Source organism: Paenibacillus sp. oral taxon 786 str. D14 (assembly GCF_000159955.1).
GTDB classification, from domain to species: domain Bacteria; phylum Bacillota; class Bacilli; order Paenibacillales; family Paenibacillaceae; genus Fontibacillus; species Fontibacillus phoenicis.
Map to the genome: position 1 here is coordinate 35,359 of NZ_GG695977.1, position 20,855 is coordinate 56,213.

At 56.5% G+C, this 20,855-nt stretch carries 20 protein-coding genes, 1 pseudogene and 1 riboswitch; of the genes and pseudogenes, 15 read left to right on the forward strand and 6 right to left on the reverse strand.

Going from position 1 to position 20,855, the window contains the following annotated elements; all coding sequences use genetic code 11:
* Nucleotides 1–19 precede the first annotated feature (19 nt).
* Entirely contained in the window at nt 20–922 is a 903-nt protein-coding gene (locus POTG_RS11900) for a LysR family transcriptional regulator (protein WP_009225074.1), read from the reverse strand.
* A 271-nt stretch (nt 923–1,193) separates the two neighbouring features.
* On the opposite strand from POTG_RS11900, the gene POTG_RS11905 reads away from it, so the two are divergent.
* From POTG_RS11905 to POTG_RS11925, 5 genes are all read left to right on the forward strand, one after another.
* Nucleotides 1,194–1,652 carry a chemotaxis protein CheX gene (locus tag POTG_RS11905; RefSeq protein WP_009225075.1) on the forward strand — a complete coding sequence of 153 codons (459 nt, stop codon included), beginning with the start codon at nt 1,194–1,196 and terminating at the stop codon, nt 1,650–1,652.
* A 105-nt stretch (nt 1,653–1,757) separates the two neighbouring features.
* Nucleotides 1,758–2,534, forward strand: a complete 777-nt coding sequence (locus tag POTG_RS11910; RefSeq protein WP_036645136.1) for an SDR family NAD(P)-dependent oxidoreductase — start codon at nt 1,758–1,760, stop codon at nt 2,532–2,534.
* A 122-nt stretch (nt 2,535–2,656) separates the two neighbouring features.
* Nucleotides 2,657–4,075 carry a DEAD/DEAH box helicase gene (locus POTG_RS11915; protein WP_009225077.1) on the forward strand — a complete coding sequence of 473 codons (1,419 nt, stop codon included), beginning with the start codon at nt 2,657–2,659 and terminating at the stop codon, nt 4,073–4,075.
* Between the two features lie 23 nt (nt 4,076–4,098).
* Nucleotides 4,099–4,851, forward strand: a complete 753-nt coding sequence (locus POTG_RS11920; protein ID WP_009225078.1) for an ABC transporter ATP-binding protein — start codon at nt 4,099–4,101, stop codon at nt 4,849–4,851.
* Between the two features lie 2 nt (nt 4,852–4,853).
* Nucleotides 4,854–6,080, forward strand: a complete 1,227-nt coding sequence (locus POTG_RS11925) for an ABC transporter permease (protein ID WP_009225079.1) — start codon at nt 4,854–4,856, stop codon at nt 6,078–6,080.
* A gap of 65 nt (nt 6,081–6,145) precedes the next feature.
* Here POTG_RS11925 and POTG_RS24815 read toward each other — a convergent pair whose 3' ends face one another.
* From POTG_RS24815 to POTG_RS11935, 3 genes and pseudogenes are all read right to left on the reverse strand, one after another.
* A complete protein-coding gene (locus POTG_RS24815; protein ID WP_232282282.1) occupies nt 6,146–6,280 on the reverse strand; it encodes a YjcZ family sporulation protein in 135 nt (44 codons plus the stop codon).
* Between the two features lie 108 nt (nt 6,281–6,388).
* Nucleotides 6,389–7,687 carry an aminotransferase class I/II-fold pyridoxal phosphate-dependent enzyme gene (locus POTG_RS11930; RefSeq protein WP_036645138.1) on the reverse strand — a complete coding sequence of 433 codons (1,299 nt, stop codon included), beginning with the start codon at nt 7,685–7,687 and terminating at the stop codon, nt 6,389–6,391.
* 128 nt (nt 7,688–7,815) lie between these two features.
* Nucleotides 7,816–8,094: pseudogene (locus POTG_RS11935) on the reverse strand (pyridoxamine 5'-phosphate oxidase family protein); the annotation flags it as partial.
* Nucleotides 8,095–8,338: 244 nt separating this feature from the next.
* Here POTG_RS11935 and POTG_RS11940 point away from each other — a divergent pair.
* Both POTG_RS11940 and POTG_RS11945 read left to right on the forward strand, forming a co-directional pair.
* Nucleotides 8,339–9,124, forward strand: a complete 786-nt coding sequence (locus POTG_RS11940; protein ID WP_009225083.1) for a helix-turn-helix domain-containing protein — start codon at nt 8,339–8,341, stop codon at nt 9,122–9,124.
* 209 nt (nt 9,125–9,333) lie between these two features.
* Nucleotides 9,334–10,269 carry a hypothetical protein gene (locus tag POTG_RS11945; protein WP_009225084.1) on the forward strand — a complete coding sequence of 312 codons (936 nt, stop codon included), beginning with the start codon at nt 9,334–9,336 and terminating at the stop codon, nt 10,267–10,269.
* A 42-nt stretch (nt 10,270–10,311) separates the two neighbouring features.
* Here the strand turns inward: POTG_RS11945 and asd are convergent, their stop codons facing one another.
* Nucleotides 10,312–11,109 (reverse strand): archaetidylserine decarboxylase, encoded by a 798-nt coding sequence (gene asd / locus POTG_RS11950; RefSeq protein ID WP_009225085.1) that lies wholly within the window; start codon nt 11,107–11,109, stop codon nt 10,312–10,314.
* A 181-nt stretch (nt 11,110–11,290) separates the two neighbouring features.
* Nucleotides 11,291–11,402, forward strand: a riboswitch (TPP riboswitch).
* A 108-nt stretch (nt 11,403–11,510) separates the two neighbouring features.
* Here asd and POTG_RS11955 point away from each other — a divergent pair.
* Genes POTG_RS11955 through POTG_RS11965 form a run of 3 tightly spaced genes read left to right on the forward strand, consistent with a single transcriptional unit; the run spans nt 11,511 to nt 14,541 of the window.
* The gene (locus POTG_RS11955; RefSeq protein ID WP_036645141.1) at nt 11,511–12,116 is read left to right on the forward strand and encodes an ECF transporter S component; all 606 of its coding nucleotides are present in this window, start codon (nt 11,511–11,513) and stop codon (nt 12,114–12,116) included.
* Nucleotides 12,116–13,741, forward strand: a complete 1,626-nt coding sequence (locus POTG_RS11960; RefSeq protein WP_009225087.1) for an ABC transporter ATP-binding protein — start codon at nt 12,116–12,118, stop codon at nt 13,739–13,741. The genes POTG_RS11955 and POTG_RS11960 overlap by 1 nt, the downstream gene beginning before the upstream one ends.
* Complete coding sequence (locus POTG_RS11965; protein ID WP_009225088.1) at nt 13,738–14,541, forward strand: energy-coupling factor transporter transmembrane component T family protein; 804 nt, start codon at nt 13,738–13,740, stop codon at nt 14,539–14,541. The genes POTG_RS11960 and POTG_RS11965 overlap by 4 nt, the downstream gene beginning before the upstream one ends.
* A 96-nt stretch (nt 14,542–14,637) precedes the next feature.
* Here the strand turns inward: POTG_RS11965 and POTG_RS11970 are convergent, their stop codons facing one another.
* Nucleotides 14,638–15,735 carry a YheC/YheD family endospore coat-associated protein gene (locus tag POTG_RS11970; RefSeq protein WP_009225089.1) on the reverse strand — a complete coding sequence of 366 codons (1,098 nt, stop codon included), beginning with the start codon at nt 15,733–15,735 and terminating at the stop codon, nt 14,638–14,640.
* 224 nt (nt 15,736–15,959) lie between these two features.
* On the opposite strand from POTG_RS11970, the gene POTG_RS11975 reads away from it, so the two are divergent.
* From POTG_RS11975 to POTG_RS11995, 5 genes are all read left to right on the forward strand, one after another.
* Nucleotides 15,960–17,138: a glycosyltransferase family 4 protein gene (locus tag POTG_RS11975; RefSeq protein ID WP_009225090.1), complete on the forward strand. Its 1,179-nt coding sequence runs from the start codon at nt 15,960–15,962 to the stop codon at nt 17,136–17,138.
* A gap of 184 nt (nt 17,139–17,322) precedes the next feature.
* Nucleotides 17,323–18,153 (forward strand): glycosyltransferase family 2 protein, encoded by an 831-nt coding sequence (locus POTG_RS11980; RefSeq protein ID WP_036645143.1) that lies wholly within the window; start codon nt 17,323–17,325, stop codon nt 18,151–18,153.
* Nucleotides 18,154–18,160: 7 nt separating this feature from the next.
* On the forward strand, nt 18,161–19,297 hold the full coding sequence (locus tag POTG_RS11985) for a glycosyltransferase family 2 protein (RefSeq protein ID WP_009225092.1): 1,137 nt from the start codon (nt 18,161–18,163) through the stop codon (nt 19,295–19,297).
* Complete coding sequence (locus POTG_RS11990; protein ID WP_009225093.1) at nt 19,294–20,037, forward strand: glycosyltransferase family 2 protein; 744 nt, start codon at nt 19,294–19,296, stop codon at nt 20,035–20,037. The genes POTG_RS11985 and POTG_RS11990 overlap by 4 nt, the downstream gene beginning before the upstream one ends.
* A 38-nt stretch (nt 20,038–20,075) precedes the next feature.
* Nucleotides 20,076–20,807, forward strand: a complete 732-nt coding sequence (locus tag POTG_RS11995; RefSeq protein ID WP_009225094.1) for a sugar phosphate nucleotidyltransferase — start codon at nt 20,076–20,078, stop codon at nt 20,805–20,807.
* Nucleotides 20,808–20,855 lie beyond the last annotated feature (48 nt).

Sequence of the window (20,855 nt, forward strand, 5' to 3'; positions counted from 1 at the left end):
TGCACGTGCGTATCCTGGTTTATTCAGAACTGATAAAATGGGTTTCCGGCATGCCCTTCAGGTCACCCAGAAACTGCTGCATCGCCGAGTTGATGTATCGGCTGGATTTGTAAATGACGCCCACCGGGTGAGTGACTTCAAGCTCAGGGATCGGCACAACCTTTAGCGTGCCTTGTTTCAACTCGCGTAATATCGATTGCCGTGAAATGATCGCCGCGCCCAGATTGATCTCCACCATCCGTTTGACTTCTTCACTGCTGGACAGTTCCATCACGATGTGCGGTTCGATGTCGTGTTGCCGGAAGACCTCGTCGATAAACCGGCGTCCGAACGTATCGGGAGACAGCATGATCATAGGGATGCCGCGCAGCGATTCCAGAGTGGGAGATGGGTTGCTCGCCAAGGGGTGCAGCGGCGAGACGACGAATTCGAAAGTATCATAATACAGCACCGACGAGAGAACTTGCGGGTTGTTTTCGATCAAATACCCGATGCCGATGTCGACAAGACCCTGCTCCACGTTCTGATAGATCTGGCTGGAGGGCATGGATTGAATGGTGGTTTTGATCAGCGGAAACTGGTCTTGGAAATACGATAAGATCCGCGGCAGAATTTGAATTGCGATCGACGTGGTTGTCCCTAACACGATATGTCCTTGCGGGGTATGCTCCATATCGGACAGCTTCTGCTTGAGTTCTTCAACGATGTCCAGAATGCGTTCCGCCTGCTCAAGGAAAACTTGCCCCCGGTCCGTCAGGGTAACCGGTTGGTTGCGGTCAACCAATACGGTATTAAACTCATCCTCCAGGCTTTTGATTTGAGCCGAGACTGCGGGCTGGGTTAGGTTGAGCAATTCACCAGCCTTTCGGAAGCTTTTTGTTTTGGAGATCGTAATCAGCGTCTCCAACTGACTAATATTCACCAGAAGGCCTCCTTTCTTTCCCGTTCCTTGGGAAATGCGCCGGATGCGGCGCCTTCCTCCATGATTAATTCATTATAGGGGAATTTCGTTGGCTAAATCAATGACACGCCATTCGGCCTCATTCGACAAGATCATCCTTTAGAAGTACTTTTGTCCCCGTCATTCGATTTTTAATGACTTGTGCCTAGGAATAAAGTATAATAAGTTTTAACTAAATGCCGGGTCTATTGAATCGTAAAGTTATTCTTCTAGTGAAAAGGGGCGCATCCTTTTGAAAGCAGAAGTCATAAATCCTTTTCTTGAATCCGCACGTTCGGTTATTCAACAGGTTGTTCAAGTTTCGCCTTCCACCGGGAGTATGGGGGTTAAAGAAGTAATTCCTGTGCAGGATCATATATGGATTCAAATCGGAATGACGGGCCATTTCAGCGGCATGGTGGTGTTCGGTTTGCAAGAGGCCGTGGCGCTGCGCATCGTTTCGGCGATGATGGGCGGATTCGTCCTGACGGAAATGGATGAGATGGGACAAAGCGCGATCTCCGAGCTCGGCAACATGATCAGTGGGAATGCCAGCACCATTTTGTCCAATCAGGGAATTGTTGTGGACATTACGCCTCCGCAGGTCCTTAAGATGGAGCACGCGGCAGGGATTGGGCCCCGCAAGGCGCTTTACATCCCACTGCTGATGGACGGCATCGGCGAACTGGACATTCAAGTGATGATCTCTTAAGATTAGGTACAGCATAAAGTCATGGTTAAATCACTTTCTTGATGCGGCTTCGTGAACGGAAGATGACTTTTTGAACTACCTCTTGAAGGGAAGTTACAGGTGAGTATGTCGTTAGAGGGCAAAATCGTTGTCGTCACCGGCGCATCCAGCGGGATTGGCGCCTTGGCGGCGCAGAGGTTGTCTGAGCGCGGCGCTGTGGTCGTTCTGGCTGCCCGGAATGCGGAGAAGCTGAACCGGGTTGCGGCGAGTCTGGCCGGACCTTATCGGGTACTGGAGATGGACGTTGGCAGCGACGCTTCCGTGAAGGAAGGATTCGACCAGGTTCTGACGGAGTTTGGACGGGTGGATGTCCTGTTAAACAATGCAGGTTACGGCAAGTTCGAATCCTTGGACCAAATGCCGATTTCCGAATTTGCGGAGATGATGAACGTCAATTACATAGGTATGGTTCGGTGCACGAAGGCGGTTCTTCCCTCGATGAAGGCTGCCCGTTCCGGACGGATCGTTAATGTCGCTTCGATGGCCGGCAAAATCGGCACGGCCAAGTCTGCGGCCTACACCGCGACGAAGCATGCGGTTATTGGCTTTAGCAGCGCATTGCGCCAAGAGGTCCGGGAGTACGGCATTTCGGTGTCGACGATTAATCCGGGACCGATTGATACGCCTTTTTTTGACATTGCGGATCCAAGCGGCGGTTATGTCAAGAACGTGCGTTGGATGATGCTCAAGCCGGAGCGCGTGGCCAAAGCGATGGTAAAGGCGGCAGAGAAAGGCACGATGGAGATCAACCTGCCTTGGATCGCCGGCGCAGGAGCAAAGTGGTACCAGATGTTCCCGCGATTGGCGGACCGGTTAAGCTATCGAATGATGAATAAGAAATAGCCTGCCTGTGAAGGCAGGCTATTTGCGTCGGTGTGGATTTGTTGTGACTTAGGCTTATCGCATATAATGAAAATATTGGCATAGGACATCAAGTACTTTGAAAATAAAGGATGAATGGCGAAATGACGAATATTACATTTGCCGGGCTGGGAATTGGTGAACAGTTGACCGCAGCCTTGCTGGACTACGGAATATCGGAGCCGTCACCGGTTCAGGCGGAGTGTATCCCTGCGGCGCTGGAAGGCCGGGATATCCTTGCGCAGTCGCAGACGGGGACGGGGAAAACGCTGGCTTACCTGCTGCCATTGCTGCAACGGATTAACCCTGGGGAGAAGACGTTACAGGGGTTAATTTTGGCACCAACCCAGGAGCTGGCGATGCAAATTTTGCGGGAGGCGGAGAAGTACGGAGAACCGCTGGGGATCAGAAGTCAGGCGTTGATCGGCGGCGCAGCGATCAAGCGCCAGCTGGAGAAGCTGAAGCTGCATCCCCAACTTGTCGTGGGCACGCCGGGACGCATCCGCGAAATTTTGGCGCTCCGCAAGCTAAAGCTGCATACGCTGCTCACCGTTGTTGTGGACGAGGTGGATCAAATGTTCCAGCTCGGCGGCACGGCAGACGTGGAGCATATTCTGCGCGGGACGTTGCGGGACCGCCAGCTGATGTTCCTGTCGGCGACGATTAACCCGGATATTCGGGCATTGGCGGCGAAAGAGATGAAGGAGCCGCTTGAAATCGGGATCGAACCGGAGCAGCGGACGTCCAAAACGGTGGAGCATCTTTACTTCGTATCCGAAGCGCGGGACAAAATCGATATGCTGCGGCGGATCGTACGCCACTTCGAACCGGAGCGGACGATTGTTTTTATCAACAATACGGATCAGATCGCCGAAGTTGAGGCGAAGATGAATTATGTTGGTCTCAGCGCCGGAGCTTTATATGGAGATGCGGACAAAACGGCGCGCAGCTTGACGCTGCAGCGATTCCGCGAGGGGAAAATCCGCGTGCTGGTGGCGAGCGACGTTGCTGCCCGAGGACTGGACATTGAGAATTTGGCCCTGGTCGTTAACCTCGATCCGCCCATTGATTCCGAGCATTACGTTCACCGGGTCGGCCGAACTGGCCGTATGGGCCGGAAAGGGCTGGCCGTATCGATCGTTACGCCGCAGGAAGAGTTCATCATGCGTAAATTCGCTCGAGAACTGGGCATTGAGATTGAGCCCAAGGCGTTATATAGCGGGAAGCTGGTGGATGCCGGCGAGGCGGGTTCCGGCAAGCGAACTCGTTCCTCCGTTCGCGGCAAGGCCGGCGCAGACGCGGCTCCTCGCCGCGCAGGCTCATCGGGGACCGCAGGCCGTACAGCAGGGGAAGGCGGCAGCGGGCGAACACACCCGTCCGCGCAGATTTCCGGCCGGCCGGCTTCCGGTCACGGAGGACCGCGGAAGGCATCGCCAACCGCGGAGCGGAAGAAGGAGCGTCTTTCGGATCGGAAGAATAAAGGCGCTCCGAAGTGGTTGAAAAATAAGCCGCCGCGCAGTTAGGCGGATCGTGGGAGGCGTTAGGTTTGAGTGGAAGTGAACTGCCCGTATTGCAGGTCGACGAGCTGAGCGGCGGCTACAGCTTGGGAAGGCCTGTACTTCACGAGATTAGCTTCGAGGTGAAGCCGGGGGAAATGATTGGGCTGATCGGGTTAAACGGAGCCGGTAAGAGCACGACCATGAAGCATATTCTGGGGCTGATGACGCCGCATCGGGGAGAGATTCGCATCTCCGGCAACACGCGGGACGAAGCGCCGGAAACGTACCAATCACAGTTGGCCTTCGTTCCGGAGTCGCCGTTGCTCTATGAGGAATTGACAGTACGGGAGCATTTGGAGTTTGCGGCCCGGGCTTACGGCGTGGAGCCGGCGGCTTACCGGGAGCGGGCGGACCATCTGCTGAAGCTGTTCCATATGGAAGAGAAGGCGGACAGCCTGTCAGCCCATCTCTCCAAAGGGATGAAGCAGAAGGTGATGATCATGTGTGCGTTCGTCGCCCGGCCGCCGCTGTATATTATCGATGAACCGTTTCTGGGATTGGACCCGCTGGGCATCCGGTCATTGCTTGATTTCATGTTGGAAATGAAACAAGGCGGAGCCTCGATTCTATTAAGCTCGCATATTCTATCAACGATTGAAAATTACTGCGACCGCTTTATCGTTCTGCACCGGGGGAGAGTGCTGGCCCAAGGGACGCTGGCTGACATCGGGGAGCAGGCGCAAGCCTCGGGAGCTTCGCTGGAGCAAATTTTCTACGCCTTAGTGAAGGACGGCGAATAGCGATGGAGCTTCAAACGCTGCGAAGCCGGCGGAGAGCGGCCTTCTGGGGCAAAGTGCTCCCGTATTTGCCCTATGTCTTTCAGAGCGGCCTCGCCGTCTTGCTGCTCCTGCTTATTATTGCGTTTTCGGCCTGGTATACGGCGTTTCTGCAAAACATTCCGCCCGGTTTGCCGATTCGCTGGATTTTGCTGCTGTTATGGGGTCCGCTGACCGTATATGCCGGATTTCGAACCTATGCGCAGCCGGCTGACGTAATTTTCTTACTGCCGCAGGAGACGCAAATGAAGGCCTACCTAGCCCCGGCTTTTCGGAACGGACTGATTTATAAGCTGGTTGGACTCTATATTGTGGTGTTGCTGGCTTGGCCGTTGTATCAGCGCAGCGGAGAGGGCGGGGTTATTCAGCCCCTATGGCTGATGCTGGTCGTCCTGCTGTTGCTCAAGGCGTTAAGTGCCTACGGAGCTTGGCAGGAGCTCAGAATTACGACGTCCCGGGCCAGAGCCGGGTACCGCTTGCTGCGCTGGTGCTTTGTGCTGCTGATGACGGCGGCTTGGATCTGGCAGCCAGCCTGGAAAAGCACCTTGTTCACGGTGCTCGTCAGCCTCAATTACGGCCTGATCTTGCGGTTTCCGATGAAATACAGGGTCCCTTGGGACAACCTGATCACCGCTGAACGTACGGCGGCGGCCCGGGTGCAGATGATTCTCGGCTGGTTCGTGGACGTGCCGTCGGAAGGACAGAAGGTGATCCGCCGCCGCTGGTTGTCCGGCATCGGCAACCGGATTCCGTGGCAGCCGGCCGAGGCCTACCGTTATTTGCTGGTCAAGACGTTTGTCCGCAGCGAGCTGTTGGGCATCCTGCTTCGCCTAACACTGCTGGGCATGGTGCTGACGGGATGGAACGACAAATCCTGGCTCGGACCGGCGATTCACTTGCTGTTTGTGTTCCTGTCGGGCATGCAGCTAGCCGCCTTACGCCAAACCCATCGGGACTCACCGGCAGCCTCCTTCTATCCATTGCCTGCCGGCGCACGGAAGACGGCGACGCTTCGATTAAGCTCCCGATTGCTGTTCGCGATCACGGTATTGCTATGGCTGCCGATGGCCGTCATACCGGGCGGCGATGCCCTTTTGACGTTTGGTTCCTTGGCCGCAGGCTTGCTGCTGGCGATAGGCATGCGTTCTTCCTGGAAGCGCAGATGGCGCGAGGAGGACGAAGACGAGGAATAGCAAAAACGGACCGTTCCCGGGTGGGAGACGGTCCGTTTTTGCTTGGAAACTTTTTATTCAGCAGATTAATACAGGATGGAACGGCTAACGATAACCAACAGGATAAAGAGAACCAGGATCACACCCGTGCTCGTGAACAGGCCGCCGTGACCGCCGTAGCCGCCTCCGTAGCCGCCTCTCGCTTCTTCAATTCCACTCATCTTCATTCCCCTTTCCCATTTAGGTGTATTGTGATAGTACACCGTATTGTATGAGAAGAGGGGCTGGCGTGCGTGGGCCAATGTGCCGTTCTCCGACGGACCCGCCGCCTATTTGCCCTGCAGGTCTTGGACCCCTTGATAGATCAGATCAAACAGTTCCTCCAGATGCTCCTCCGCGATACAGGAGAAGGCGATCCGCAGGTCGGTGTCGCCCAGCGCGATCGTGCCGATACCGTACTGGTGGATCAGATGCTGGCGCAGCGCTTCCGCCGCAACCGTCTTGAGCTTCAGGCACATGAAATAGCCGGAATTAAACGGATAGTATTCCCAAACGTCCCCATACTTGCCGCTGTCGAGCAAGGCTTTGACTTTATTGGCCCGGCCTTTCATAATCCGGAATTTCTCTTCCTTCTGGGCGGTAAATTCCGGAGATTTCAGGGCATGAAGCACAAACGTCTGCGAAGGATGGGCACCGCTCGAAATCGTGGCGCGGATGATCCCCAACGTCTTCTGTTCCAATGCGGTCAGCACCGCTTGGTCTTCGGCGGCGTAAGTAATAAATCCGACGCGGAAGCCCCAGACGTATTCTTCTTTCGTTGCGCCGTCCACTTTGATCGGCAAAATGCGCGGATGCAGTCCTGCCAGCTTGCCAAACAATGATTCATGAAGGGAATCTTCGAAAAACAACCCAAAATAAGCGTCGTCGGTCACGACGACCACATTAATTCCTTCTTCGGCCGCTGCCTGGATGGCAGCTACGATCTCTCCGCCTTCCTTGGCGCCCGGCGTATATCCGGTTGGATTGTTCGGGAAGTTCAAGATAACGATCGCTTTGCCTTTGTCCTTCTGAGCTAGCAGCGCTTCACGCAATCCGGCGCTGTTGAAGGTCATGTCTTCGGTGAACAGCGGGAAATTCACGATGTCGGCGTGACGGCGAATGCCGAAGGTAAGCTCGTAGTTCTCCCAGTTTTTGTCCGGATAAATGACAACATCGCCTTCATCAACGAACAGGTCGGCGACGATGCTGAGCCCGTGGGTCAGGGCGTTGGTAACAATCGGTTGGCCGAAGCTCTTGCCTTCGAGCGACGGGTTCTCCTGGATCATTTTGTCACGCCATACGCTGCGCAGCTCAGGTTTGCCTGCTGGCGGGGCATAAGGGTACAAATCCTGCGGTTTATAGGCGGACAACGTGTCCTGAATCGCTGCCAGATGCATCGGGATGCCGTTTTCGGTAGCGATGCCGATCGTAGCGTTATATTTCTTAGCGTGGGCTGAAGCTTCGGCAGATTGGCTTAAAATGCCTTCCTTCGGGAAGTAAATTTCCTTGCCCAGCGTGGACAGCATGTCATACACGTGCCGGTTGCCGGATTTGACGCTCTCGTTTAACTGCTCCGCGAGTGGGTTCATCACATTCATCCTTCCAAATCGGTTTGATATTTTAGGACAGTAACGTCTTAAACTGCCTAACATTATATCATTTCGACTCGGGCACGTCACGGTGAAATCACAACGGATTTGGCTTATTTTTCTTAGTGGGCCGGGCAGGCCAGCTTGGGATCGGTAAAACACGACGGAATGATCGCATACTCCTTGGCTACCGTGAAGCAGACCTGCGGATCCCGAGTGATCTGCTTCATTTTCTCTCCGGCCAGACTTCCGTGAAAATAGAAATGCTCGCCATCATAAACGAAGTTGAGCGGCGTGACCCGGCTCCAGCCGTCCTCGCCTACCGTACCGAGAAAACCGAAGCTCATCTCCTGCAAAAACTCGCGAATTTCCGCCTCTTCTGTGATGCTAAATTCTTTTCTGCGCATGGATGGTTCCCCCTCCGATTGTTTGACATTCAGCTTACGCCGGAAATTGACAAGAAAAAAGAACCAATTTACATTTGAGGGTGTATTTCGAATGAAAGCGGCCTGGGGGGATATTTAAACCCGTGCGCTTTAAAGGTATAATAAAGGTGATAAACTTGTCCTCGTTATTAAAATAGGAGGGCAGGATACTGTACGGATCAGGCAAAATGATGCGTTTGTAGTTTTTTTTATGGGGGGGAAGGACATGCTTCACGTTTCACCATCATCATTTGAATTGAAGCCGGCATTCGCCAAAATCGTATGCGAACCCGGTTGGAAATGGCACAAGCGGGAGAAGCCGTTGCAGAATTATGATCTCTTCTATGTGTGGAGCGGTGAAGGTACGGTTGTCCTGAACGACCAACCCATTCCGGTCAGTAAAGGCAGCTGCTTCCTGTTCCGAAAAGGGGATCACACCAGTGCCACGCACAACCCGCAGAAACCGCTGGTGCTGACGTACATTCATTTCGACGTCCATGAGCCCGTGACGGAAGTGCCGGGTCCCTACCGCGTACTGGAGGATACGCTGGATTTCGAATATATGTTGTCTCGTTACGTCCGTTTATTCTTGATGAAAGCCTATGCCGCCGAGGAGGAGGCCCAGCTGATTCTCAAGCAGCTGTTGATCCATTTGCTGCGGGAGGAGCGGCAAGTGCCGGTGGAGAAGAAGGTCAGCAACCAACTGCATGAAGTGATTCATGAAGTGGCGAATTATGTGCTGCAACATCCCGGACTTCCCCACAAAGTGCAGGATTTGGCTGCCCGGGCGGGCTTATCCCCGCGCTATTTCTCGATTAAATTCAAGGAAATTATCGGGATGTCCGTGCAGTCTTACATCATCAAGTCAAGGATCGACCGGGCGCAGCATTTGCTCCTGCATGCCGGCATGAATGTGACCGAGGTTGCGGATGCGCTGGGGTATCGGGATATCTTCTTCTTCAGTCGCCAGTTCAAACAATATACGGGAAAAAGCCCGTCCGAAATCCGCTAAGCAGGCTACTCTAATCTAACCCAACCCACCCTAAAGTTAAATAAGCTTCATTTATCGACCGCCGGGCTTCATGCTCGGCGGTTTTTCCGCTTGCCCTGCGAACCGTCTCCTTGACCAAAGTCTAGGGAGCAAACCGGTCCCGCGCCTGTGGTGGTTCACGGGAACCTTGATATAAGCTCAGGATAGATGGAAATAGAAGGAGGACGAAAATGCGAAAGAAACGTACATCCCAAATCGCATGGCTGGCGGCATCGGCCGTACTTCTGGCCCTGGCTTCAGGTTGCGGTCCGGCGGAAAATGAAACGCTGCAGCAGCAATGGGGGCAGACCTTGGGGAATACCGTTGATTCGATAAGCCAATCGATTAGCGAGACCGCGGCATCCGTGCAGCAGTCGGTGGCGCTGGCCGCAGACGAGTGGAAGGACGATTTGACGTTCACGGGACGCTCGCATGACCTTTCGACAAGCGAAGCCATCGGCAACGCCAGCAAGCTGCAGCTGGAGAATGCCGTAGGGCGTCTTGAGTTGAAGGAAGGCACGTCCGATCAGATCGTGGTGAAAGCGACCATCCAGGCCGCGGATCTGCCGGCACGTAAGGAGAAGCTGGATACGTTGTTTGAACAGAGCGAGGTGACCGTCACCTCTCAGGGCAATACGGCTCAGGTGCGCGTGCACGCCAAAGGCGCGCCGGACCAAAATTTATGGGATTGGGCGCAGAAGGAGCTGCATTTTACCGAATTCCGCATCGATTATGTCGTTGAGGTCCCTGCCGGGATTCAGGAGTTTGAAGTCACGAACCATGTCGGGGAGATCGCGGCGAGCGGGCTTACGGGAACCTACCGGCTGAAGGGAGAGGTCGGGTCGATTCGGGTCGAGGATGCCCGTCTGTCCGGGGATTCATCGATCCGTACAGCCACCGGCAGCATCAATCTAGATATTCTCACGCTGGATACGGGCGGTCAGCTTCAAGCCATCACCGATGTTGGCAGCATCACGGCAACGCTTGATCCGTCGTTAGCCTGCGATCTCGAAACGTCCAGCGAACTGGGCGAAGTCATTGGAGCCGCGAAGGGACGAAGCGAGCGGGGCGGCGGAGGGCCGTTGGTCGCGCTGGAGACTTCCATCGGCAGCATTACGGTGCAATAAAGGGGAAGAGCCGGCCGAAGCCGGCGGGCGATGATCACTGAATTAGCTTGGTTTTGCGGAGTTAAACCGGCCCAGCGCTTCGCCCATCCGTACCTTCTGTCCGGGCGTAAGTTCAGGCAATGGGGTGAAGGTGCCGTTCTGGGTGAGCAGAACGACGGTGGATCCAAACTCGAAATAAGCCAGGTCGTCGCCTTGCTCCCAGGATTTTGCCGAAGGGTCGGTGTACTGGATGCTGCTCACGTTCATCGCGCCGACCTTCACGAGGGCGATTTCCCCATAGTCGTGGGAAATGTAAGTGATCAAGCGTTCGTTTCGGCACAACACCTTCTTCATATGGCGCATGCCAAAATCGTTCACCGGGTAGACCCGGCCTTTGATGTGCTCGCATTCCAGCTTCTTGCCCGTCACGGGTGCGTGAATCCGGTGATAATCGGTAGGACTCAGATAAAGAACAAAGGCGTAACCGTGTTTGTACAATTCTACACGAGGGGAGCCGTCCAGCAGCGCTTCCAAGGAATAATCCTGTCCTTTGACGTTCAAGATCGTGCCGGATTGCACCTCGCCCATAAACGTAATCAGCGCGTCCACTGGACTGATCATCACTCCCGGCTCCGCGTGCAGCGGGCGCATGCCCGGCTTTAATTTGCGGGTGAAGAACTCGTTTAACGTGCGATATTCCCGAAGCTCCTTCTCCGCTTCATGCAGCGGAATGCCATACGATTTTGCGAAAAAAGGGATCATTGCTCGGCTAACCCCCGAATGGGAGAACTTGCCCATCAACCGGGATAACCATTTCCGGGAGGAGAGCTCTGTCATCCATTTCATCCATGTCGCGGCCAAATCGCATCCTCCTAGTCTGTCCAGTAATGCTGCATTGGTATTGATGAATTCGTTGCCACTTCCGCTTATCTTGACACAGAATCAGGCCGAAATCAATACAGGACGGGTAACTCCTAGTTTACAGATTTGTACAAATTTAGGCTTGATGCCTGGGCGGAGTTGGTGTATGTTTATATCAATCGCATAGGGATACGGGGGCTTGAGCGAATCAGGCTGAGATAGCGGCATATTGCGCCGCGGACCGTTAATCTGATCTGGATAATGCCAGCGTAGAGAATCGATCGTCCGGGACTTTTTGTGCCTACGTGCGTCCCCGTGACCTGACCGCCGTCTGAGCTTATTCAGGCGGTTTTTTTTACGATGCGAGGATTTAAACCAAATGATCAAGAGGAGAGATGAAGATGTCGGAGGTTGTTCAAAAAAGAACGGGGCGTGGCCTCAAGCTAAGCGATGTGCTGGTGACGGTGTTGGTTTCGTTGGTGCTGGGCGTGGTGTATCACTTCTGGAGCTCGGTGTACAATTTGTTCTCCCCCCTGTTCTTCCAGGCCGATGAACTGGTGTACGGAATGTGGTTCCTGGCTGCAACGCTGGTGTTCTTGCTGATCCGCAAACCGGGGGTGGCGTTGATCGCGGAGGTCGCTGCGGCCCATGTGGAAATTTTGTTCGGCAGCGAATGGGGAGTTCAGCTGATTCTTTACAGCGTGCTGCAAGGCTTAGGGGCGGAGCTGGTGTTCGCTGCGTTCCGGTATCGGAAATTTTCCGGCTCCGTTGCTGCATTAGCCGGGATCGGAGCTGCCGTGGGTTCGGTTATCCCGGATTTCTTCTACGGATATGTGCAGGATTACGAGCCATGGCTCTTGACCGCCAAATATGCGATGCGGGCCGTCAGCTCGGCGCTGATCTGCGGGTACTTCGCTTATGCCGTCGTGAAGGCCGTAGAGGCGACAGGGGTTACGACGCTGCTGCGACCGGTTGATCCGAAAGACTATGCGGCGTTGAATGACTGATGCGGAAGGAAACGACGGCAGCTGAGGTCCGGGAGCTGCGGCTCAAGTTCCCGGGTGAAGACCGGTTTGTGTTTAAGGATTTGGATTTCTCGGTGCGGCGCGGGGAGCATGTGCTGCTGCTGGGTCCCAGCGGATGCGGCAAATCGACGCTGCTCCAGGTGCTGAGCGGCATCATTCCAGACTTGGTAGAGATTCCGATGCGCACGTCCGCGCAGCAGCTTCCCTCGTCGTGGCGCTTTCTGTTCCAGGATCCGGATACGCAGTTTTGTATGCCTTATGTGGATGAGGAGTTGGCTTTTGCCTTAGAAAATTTAGGCGTGCCGAAGCAGGATATGCCCGCGCGGATGCAGGCCGCATTGGCCAAGGTGGGCCTGGACCTGCCTGAGATCCATGTGCCGATCGATTCGCTGTCCCAAGGGATGAAGCAACGGTTGGCGCTCGCATCGGTGCTGCTTGGCGATCCGGAGGTGCTGCTGCTGGATGAGCCTTCGGCTTTGCTGGACCCGCAGGGCCGCGAGCAAATCTGGCAAGCGATCGCCAAGGTGGCCGAGGATCGCACCTTGATTATCGTGGAGCACCGGATCGAGGAGTTGACGGCACTGGGGCTCGTTGACCGCGTCGTGTTGTTTGGACCGGACGGGCAGGTGCTGGGCGAGGGGGCACCGGACGTAGTGTTTGACACGTACCGTTCCGAGCTCATTGAGTTTGGGATCTGGTATCCCGGCGTCTGGGAGGCGTATTTTGCCACCGAAGCCGGCCGTCGATTGCTAGAGCCGGTGAAAGATGAACGGCGATTGGATGGACCTGCCGCCGTGGAACTGACCGATTTTTGCGGGTTCCGGCAAGGGCGGCCGGTGATTGAAGTCGGGCAAGCCGCCGTGTATCCCGGGGATTGGATTGCGATCACAGGACCTAACGGTGCTGGGAAAAGCTCGCTGTTGCTCAGCCTGATCGGCTTGTTGCCATCAGAGGGAGCATTCGTGCTGCAGGGAAAGCGGATCGAGACAGGGAAGCTCAGCCGCCGTGCCCGCAGACGAATGCTGGAGTCGACCGCTCGTGAGATCGGATTTGTGTTCCAGAATCCGGAGTTTCAGTTTGTCGCCGATCGGGTGGTGGACGAAGTCGCCTTCTCGCTGAGGGAGGACGGACTTGGCGACGATGCGCTGAACCGTCGGGTGACGGCGTATCTGGAGCAGTTTGGTCTAACCGGCTTGGAGATGCGGCATCCTTACCAGTTGTCGCTGGGCCAGAAGCGGCGTCTTAGCGTGGCTGCGGCTGCGGTGCGCGAGCAACGGCTGCTGTTGCTAGATGAGCCGACCTTCGGCCAGGATGCGGCGAACACGTTCGCCATCCTGCAGCTATGCGAGGCGTTGCGCCGGCGCGGGACGGCGATTCTTATGGTTACCCATGAAGAGCGGATTGCGGAGCAGGTGGCCACCCAGCATTGGGAGGTGCGGGACGGACGGCTAACGTCGCAGCGGTTGACCCGGCGGGTGGATCGATCTCCGGCAGGTGCCGGTGAGTCACCTGGATCAAATGGATCGGCCGGACGGGGAGCGGATACCACCTCCGCGAAAATCAAACAACACGGGAGTTCCGGTCCAGAGGCGGTGATATCAAGATGAGACGTTTTCTGACCCCGAAGCGGCGGACTTGGCTGCACCAGGCGAATCCGGCCGCCAAGCTGGCGTTGATGATCCTGCTGTTTCTGCTGACGTTATTTACGCACCGGCTCGATTTTATTTTTTATCAGGCGATCTTGTTTACGTTCCTGCTGTTCCTGTTCAGCGGATATGAGCCCTGGAAAGTCGCCTTGCTTCTGTTCCCCTTTGCACTGATTTTTGCCTCCTCAGCGGCGACGATGATTCTGTTTGGCAAAGGGACGGAAATTTGGTGGTCGTGGGGATTGTTCCGCATCTCCGAAGAAAGCTTTTACCGGGGGATTCATATCGGGTTTAAAGCGGTGGCCTTTGCCGCCGAAGGGCTGTTGTTCGTGTTGACGACTCCTTCGGTCGCCTTGTTTTACGCGCTGATGCAGCAGGCGAAGCTGCCGCCAAAATACGCCTACAGCTTTATGGCCTCGGTCCGGCTACTTCCCATGGTCTGGGAGGAGCTGCTTGTCCGACGCAATGCGCTGCTGATCCGCGGCGTTCGCCGTCCGCGCGGACTGCCCGGCCTTGTCGCGCATGCGAAGCTGTATGCTGTGCCGCTGCTATCCCAGAGCATCCGGCGGGCCCATCGCGTTGCTGTCGCCATGGAAGCGAAAGCGTTCGACGGGAATCGGCCGCGCACGTATTATTACCCGACTTCCTATTCCCGGTACGATGTGCTGACATTGCTGCTCATCGCCTTGTTTGCGGCTGCAGCTTACTTGCTGGCGGTCTTGTACCCGCCATTTCACATTGCGGATGTCCGTTATCATTAAATCTATGAAACGAAAGGGCATGATTCCTTCCGGAGGCGGTTTGCAGCCTGCTCTGTGGAGAGGAATCTGCCCTTTTTTTGGGCTTTGGTCATTTGGCTAGGCCCGGTCCGATTGGTCTAACAAATAACGGGCGTAAGCCATCGGCTGACGATACGAATCCTTCCAAGCATCCAGCAATCCGGCTTTTCGAAAGCCGTAACGCTGGTCACGCCCATTGCATTCGATAAAGTAAGGCTTCCCGCTTGCGGTTAAGCCAATGTCCAGCCCCAGGTCGGCGAGATGCGGGAGACGGTTGCCCAGATAGCGGGAGATGGTCAGGGCAAGCTCATTGACGTGAGCAAGGGCCGCCGGGACGATCCGCTCCGGGAGCGCTTTGGCCAGCAGCTCCTCAGCGGGAAGGGCTTCGCCGCCTCTGGCGAGGTTACACACAAAGCTGCCTGCAGCAGCGACTTTGGCGAAGCGCCCGGTCACGCTCCAATCGCCTCCGCCGCCCCGCTGGACGGTGATCCGCAGATCGATGGGGCGCTGCGCGTATTCCGCCAGCGGAATACGCTCTTGCACGAGATACGGCGTACGCCGTAGCATGCGCCGGGCCCAGGGCGGCAGTTGTCCCCGGTGCAGTTGAACCGTCCTCCATTGCTGCTTGCCTAGTGGCGAAGCATAAGTGAGTTCCCACCCTGACGACGGCATATATCGCAATCGCATTACGCCATGGCCAACGGAGCCGCGGATCGGCTTTAGGATGAGGTCACTATGGCGGGACATCATTTTCCGCAAGTTGCCGGAGTTTAACGGCATCGCCGCCGGAAGGTACGGCCGCAAGTGAGGAGCGCCCCAAAGCAAGCGGTGGATGAAGTCTTTTCCATAACGGTTGGTCGTATTAAAGATCGTGATGCCCCGGGCATTCAGGGATTGGAGTCTTTTTCGAGCTGCGAGTCTGGGGTATAACGCTCGGTTATGGATCACCGCAGGCAAGGGCAGCTGTTGCTCTACGTATTCGATGCCATTATAAACATACGCGACACATCTGGCCCCTGCCGGATCGATGCCAGCAAGACGCAAGAAAACGGGGGTTAATCCATATTCCCGCGCCGCTTCTTCATACCCTGTGATCCACTCTTGGCCAGTTCTGCGCGTGGGGATCCCTCGGTACATGCTGGAATTCAGCAGGATTCCGATAGTGTCCTGACTCAAGTGGGTTTCCTCCTTCCCGTGCGTCTTCCTTCAGTGTATGTTGTCCCGGTTCATTAGCGTGGACGACTGTGCTGCGACAGCCGCCTGTTTTCGGGCGAACTGCGGATGGATCGTCGCCTTTGGCAAATTAGGCTCATCTTCCAAGAAGGTGTCACAATTGCCGGGAGGTTTTCGTATATTTAGGATATCGAATGCAAGCGAAACGGTAAGGAGGGGGACTTCACATGGATCGGGAAAAAGTCGCGGTGATCGCGCCTGACGCCCTTGCGGCTGCATCAGGAAAACACCGTCCAGTGAAGAGGGTGCTGGAACGAATGCTCCCTCATGCGGCAGAGCAGCTGCACATTCGCCTCTTTGGCGTTGCTGACGGGCATTTACCGTCCCAAGGCTGGATGGGGGGCGTCCCTTTTTATTGCTTGCCCGGAGGACGTCTCTACCTGGAGTCACTGCTGCGGCACTTGCGCAAGTGGCGGCCGGATACGGTGGACGTTCATGGCCGACCGCTGCTGGCCTGTCAACTTAAAGCTCGGCTTCCACTCTCCCGCGTACTGTTGACGTTGCCCTCTGCCCGGATCTTTTCTCCTCCCTGCCATCCCAAGGCATGTACGACGCAAATTCTGGAAAGCGTGGACGGCCTGATCGTCGGCAGTGAACGGACTAAAGCCGAGTTGCTGGCGCAGTTCCCCTCCTTGGTCACTCCGGTATGGGTGCATTTGCCGGGGGCGAGCTTAGAGGAGCAGGCGGTGCTGCGTTGGACGCCAGATGGGGAACAGCAGCGTCAGCAGCGGCTGATGGAGCTGGGATGGACGAACCGCAAAATCGTTCTGCTGGCCGGCAGTTGGCCGCCGCTTAGGGATGAGGGGCACATTGTCTCGGCTCTTACGGAAGTGCTGGATCGCGTACCGGAGGCGATGTTGGTGTTCCTTGCCGCCGACTCCCCCGGATCCGGGTCTTCCCGTGAATTGCTTGAACGACCGAAGCAGCATGGGCTTGCCGCCTACGCTCCGGAACGGATTGCCTGCCTGCCGGCCGGGTCGCCCTATTCCATCTCGGACAGGTACCTCTTGGCGGATTGCCTGGTGCTGTTACCGGGCGATGAGCCGGCGTCGATGTTAACGCGCATCGAAGCGATGGCCGCCGGCTTGCCCACGTTGGACGCCAGCGACGCCCCGGTGCTCGAATTTGCGGTAGATGGTCTGCTCGCCGAAGGGGCGGGGGACAGCTTGGCAGATCGGATCGTACTGCTGCTGGAGGAAGAGGAGTTTCGTCAAGTCATCGGCCGGGCCAGCCGAGAAATCGTTCGTCGTCATTACCGCTGGGAGCACGCCGCAGACCGTTGGGTAAGTCTCGTTCGCGCTAGAGGGATTCAGACGAACGCAGGCCGCCGCAGCGCCAAAAACTGACGATGTCTGGATATCCATAGCTAATCTTAGGAAAACGCCGAAAGGCGTTTTTTTCTTTTGGCTCACAGCAGGGCCTGTGCCGCATTCGTCAGGACAACTGTACGTTTGCCGTTACCAGCCCCCCGGCCAGACATACACTGAGGTATATGCTCCGGTATTATTATGTTTTTGGGAGGAAATTGATGTGGTCAAAAAACGCAAGCCGCCGCGCATCCGACTGAACCGCAAACCGATTCAGCGCAAAAAAGTGCTGCCGCGTTTGGTCAATCATCCCGATCCCATCGTATCCATCATCATTCCGGCGATGAATGAAAGGGCGACGATCGCCAGCGTTCTGCGCGAAGCCAGCCGGGTGCATCCGCGCAGCGAGACGATCGTCGTTGTTAACGGCTCAACCGACGGGACCGCCGCGCTGGCTGAAGCCTGCGGCGCTCGCGTCATCCACGTACCGGAGCCGCTGGGACATGATGTGGGCCGGCGCGTTGGGGCGGAGGCGGCCCGCGGTCAAGCGCTGCTGTTCATCGACGCCGATATGGTGATTCCGGCTCGGGAGCTGCGGCCTTTTGTCACCGCGGTGCTGATGGGTGTCGACGTGGCGCTGAACGGCTACTCCGGCCCGGCGCGAGGGAAGGTGGCTCATCCGGTCATTCTGGCCAAACACGTCCTGAACGGTGTGCTGCAGCGCCCTGACCTGCGTGGAGCTTCCTTAACGGCGGTCCCGCATGCGATGAACCGAACAGCGGTGGACACCGTCGGCTTGGATACGCTGGAGGTTCCGCCGCTCGCCTTAGCTAGAGCGATCCGGCTGGGGTTAAACGTCCAGCCGGTGCATACCGTCCCCGTCGGCAAGCTGAATCCTGCCCGGGGACGAATATGGAACAAGGGAAGTCGCGTCGATCCGCTGACCGCATTGGTGGCAGGGGATCATCTGGAGGCCATCCATTGGCTGCTCCGCCAGCTGGGACCGCGCGGCGGATACAGCGATCTGGGCCGGCAGCGCGGTAAGGTGAGGTGAACCATTGATGGTCATGGTAACTAGGCAAACGATGAAGCATCGTCGGAAACGAAGAAGCGGATCGCTGACCCGCTTGCGCGGAGCAGCAAGCCGGAGAACGAGCGGCTTCATCCGCAAAGGCCGCCGTTTGGCCCGTCCGTCGACGGGGAAAAGATATGCCAGCGCCCCGCTCCAACGCCTCAAAGCCAAAGCTTGGGCCGCAGGAGTCCGTGCGGTGGCAGCACAGGATGGGGCGGAGAAGGGTTCGCCTCATATGCAGGATTGTTTTCAAGCGTGGGCGCAGGCGGAGCGGGTGGACCAACTGCCTTTCACGGCTTTGCTGACGGCCTCCTTGGCGTATCGCCGTGGTTATGCCCATGCGGCCGGGCTTAGTAAGCCGTGGATTCCGCTGCCGCTGAAGGGCCGTGCCTCGGCCATCGTGACGGCGAGTAATGAGGAGAAGACGTTGCCGGCGGTTTTGGCGGAGCTCCGCAAGTTGCCTCTGCATGAGATCATTGTCGTCCTGAATGGTTGTAATGACGCAAGCTTTGCCGTCGTGGATCGGGATCCGCGTATCACGCGGCTGAGCTTCCCCGAACGGTTAGGGCATGACGTAGGACGGGCGATTGGGGCAGCGGTAGCCACCGGAGATATTTTGCTGTTCACGGACGGGGATATGTGTGTTGCCGCAGAGGATCTGGCTGCTTTTTTGATCGCGATCGACCGGGGGGAGGATTTGGCTCTCAACGATTTGACGCCGCATCTGCCGCCGTTCTCCCAGCAGGATGAGGTGACGCGCTGCAAGGCATTCCTGAATCTGGCGCTGGGACATCCGGAGTTGAAGGCGAACTCGTTAACTGCGGTGCCAAACGCTTTGTCCCGCCGCGCTGTGCGGACGGTGGGCATCACTGCGCTGGTCGTTCCTCCGAAAGCCCAGGCGCTGGCGTTGGTTCGTGGACTGAAGGCAGTAGCGCCGATTTCCGTGGACGTTATCCGCAAGAACCGTCTCCGCACCAGCAACAGCGGGGCAGGCAATGCGGTCGCGCAGATGATCGTTGGCGACCATCTCGAGGCGCTTGGCGAGGTTATGAAAACGGAAGGTGTCCGGTTGCGATTTTCCACACTGGGCCGGAGCGAATTGGCGAAAGTGAGGAATGCCCGATGACGGCTGGAGTGACGAGTATCATCATTCCGACCTATAACGGGCTGCACTTGCTTGCCCCTTGCGTGGCGGCGATCCGCCAGTATACGGAGACTCCCTATGAGATCATTGTGGTGGACAACGGCTCCGAGGACGACACGGCATCGTTCTGTCTGAGCGAGCGCCTGATCCTGGTGGCGCTGCCGCGCAATGAAGGATTTCCGGTCGCCGTGAACCGAGGATTGTCCGTCGCTTCGGGCGATCACCTCCTCGTTCTTAATAATGATATCCTCGTCTCCCCGCGATGGCTCTCGAATCTGCTGCTGGCGCTGCACAGCGCCGCTGATGTCGGCCTCGTCGGCCCGGTGACCAATTATGCCAGCGGACGGCAGCAGGTGGCGATCAACTGGGCGGAAGGTGAGGATTTCGCCCAAATCGCCGAGCGCCATAACCATTCGGATCCGGTGAAATGGCAGGAAGTCCAACGGCTGATCGGCATGTGCCTGCTCTTTAAGCGGGAGGTACTGGAGCGGGCAGGAGGATTCGATGAACGGTTTTCGCCCGGCCATTATGAAGATGACGACTACTGCTACCGCGCTCGGCAGCTAGGTTACCGTCTGCTCATTTGCGGCGATACGCTGGTGTACCATGAAGGCAGCGCCAGCTTTAAAACCCGCCATCCGGAAGGGTGGAACGAGCTTATAGAACGGAACCGTATGCGGTTTATCGAAAAATGGGGCGTAGATCCTTGGCAATTTATTTAATGGGAGCCCCAAATTTTTAAGGTAAGGGAGGAGCGTTCATGAAAGGTGTGATTTTGGCGGGGGGCACCGGCACGCGTCTATACCCGCTGACCCGATTGATCAACAAGCATCTGCTTCCGGTCGGGAATTATCCGATGGTCTGTTACGGCATAGAACGGCTGCGTCAAGCTGGAATCACCGACATCCTCATTGTGATCGGCAAACAATCCGCAGGGATGTACGCTGACTTCCTTGGCAGCGGGGAGAACTTTGGAGTCAACCTGACGTATCGCATCCAGGAATCGGCCGGCGGAATTGCTGAAGCTCTGGAGCTGGCTGAAGGGTTTATCCCGCGCGGCAGCAAATTCGTTGTGCTGTTGGGTGACAACCTGTTCTTGGACGATTTAACGCCATACGTGGAGCGATTTAAGCAGCAGCCGCTGGGCAGCGCACGGGTGATGCTGAAGCCGGTGGATGATCCTCGGCGTTACGGCGTGCCGGTGTTTGCTGAAGACGCCCCGGAACATATTGCCTATATCGAAGAAAAGCCTAAGAAGCCGAAGTCGAAATATTCGGTTACCGGTATTTACATGTACGATGACAGCGTATTTGGCATTATCCGCAGCATCGAACGTTCTGCCCGCGGCGAGCTGGAGATTACGGACGTGAACAACCGCTACGCGCGGGACGGAAAGCTCGAGTTCGACGTGCTCCAATTGTGGTGGGGAGACGCCGGCACGTTTGAATCGCTGCAGGAAGCCGCAATTCATATGAAAGGCGTACTTCCCTAAGCGATAGGGAAGCCGGAAAGGAGGCACGGGATGGCTACACGCGACAAT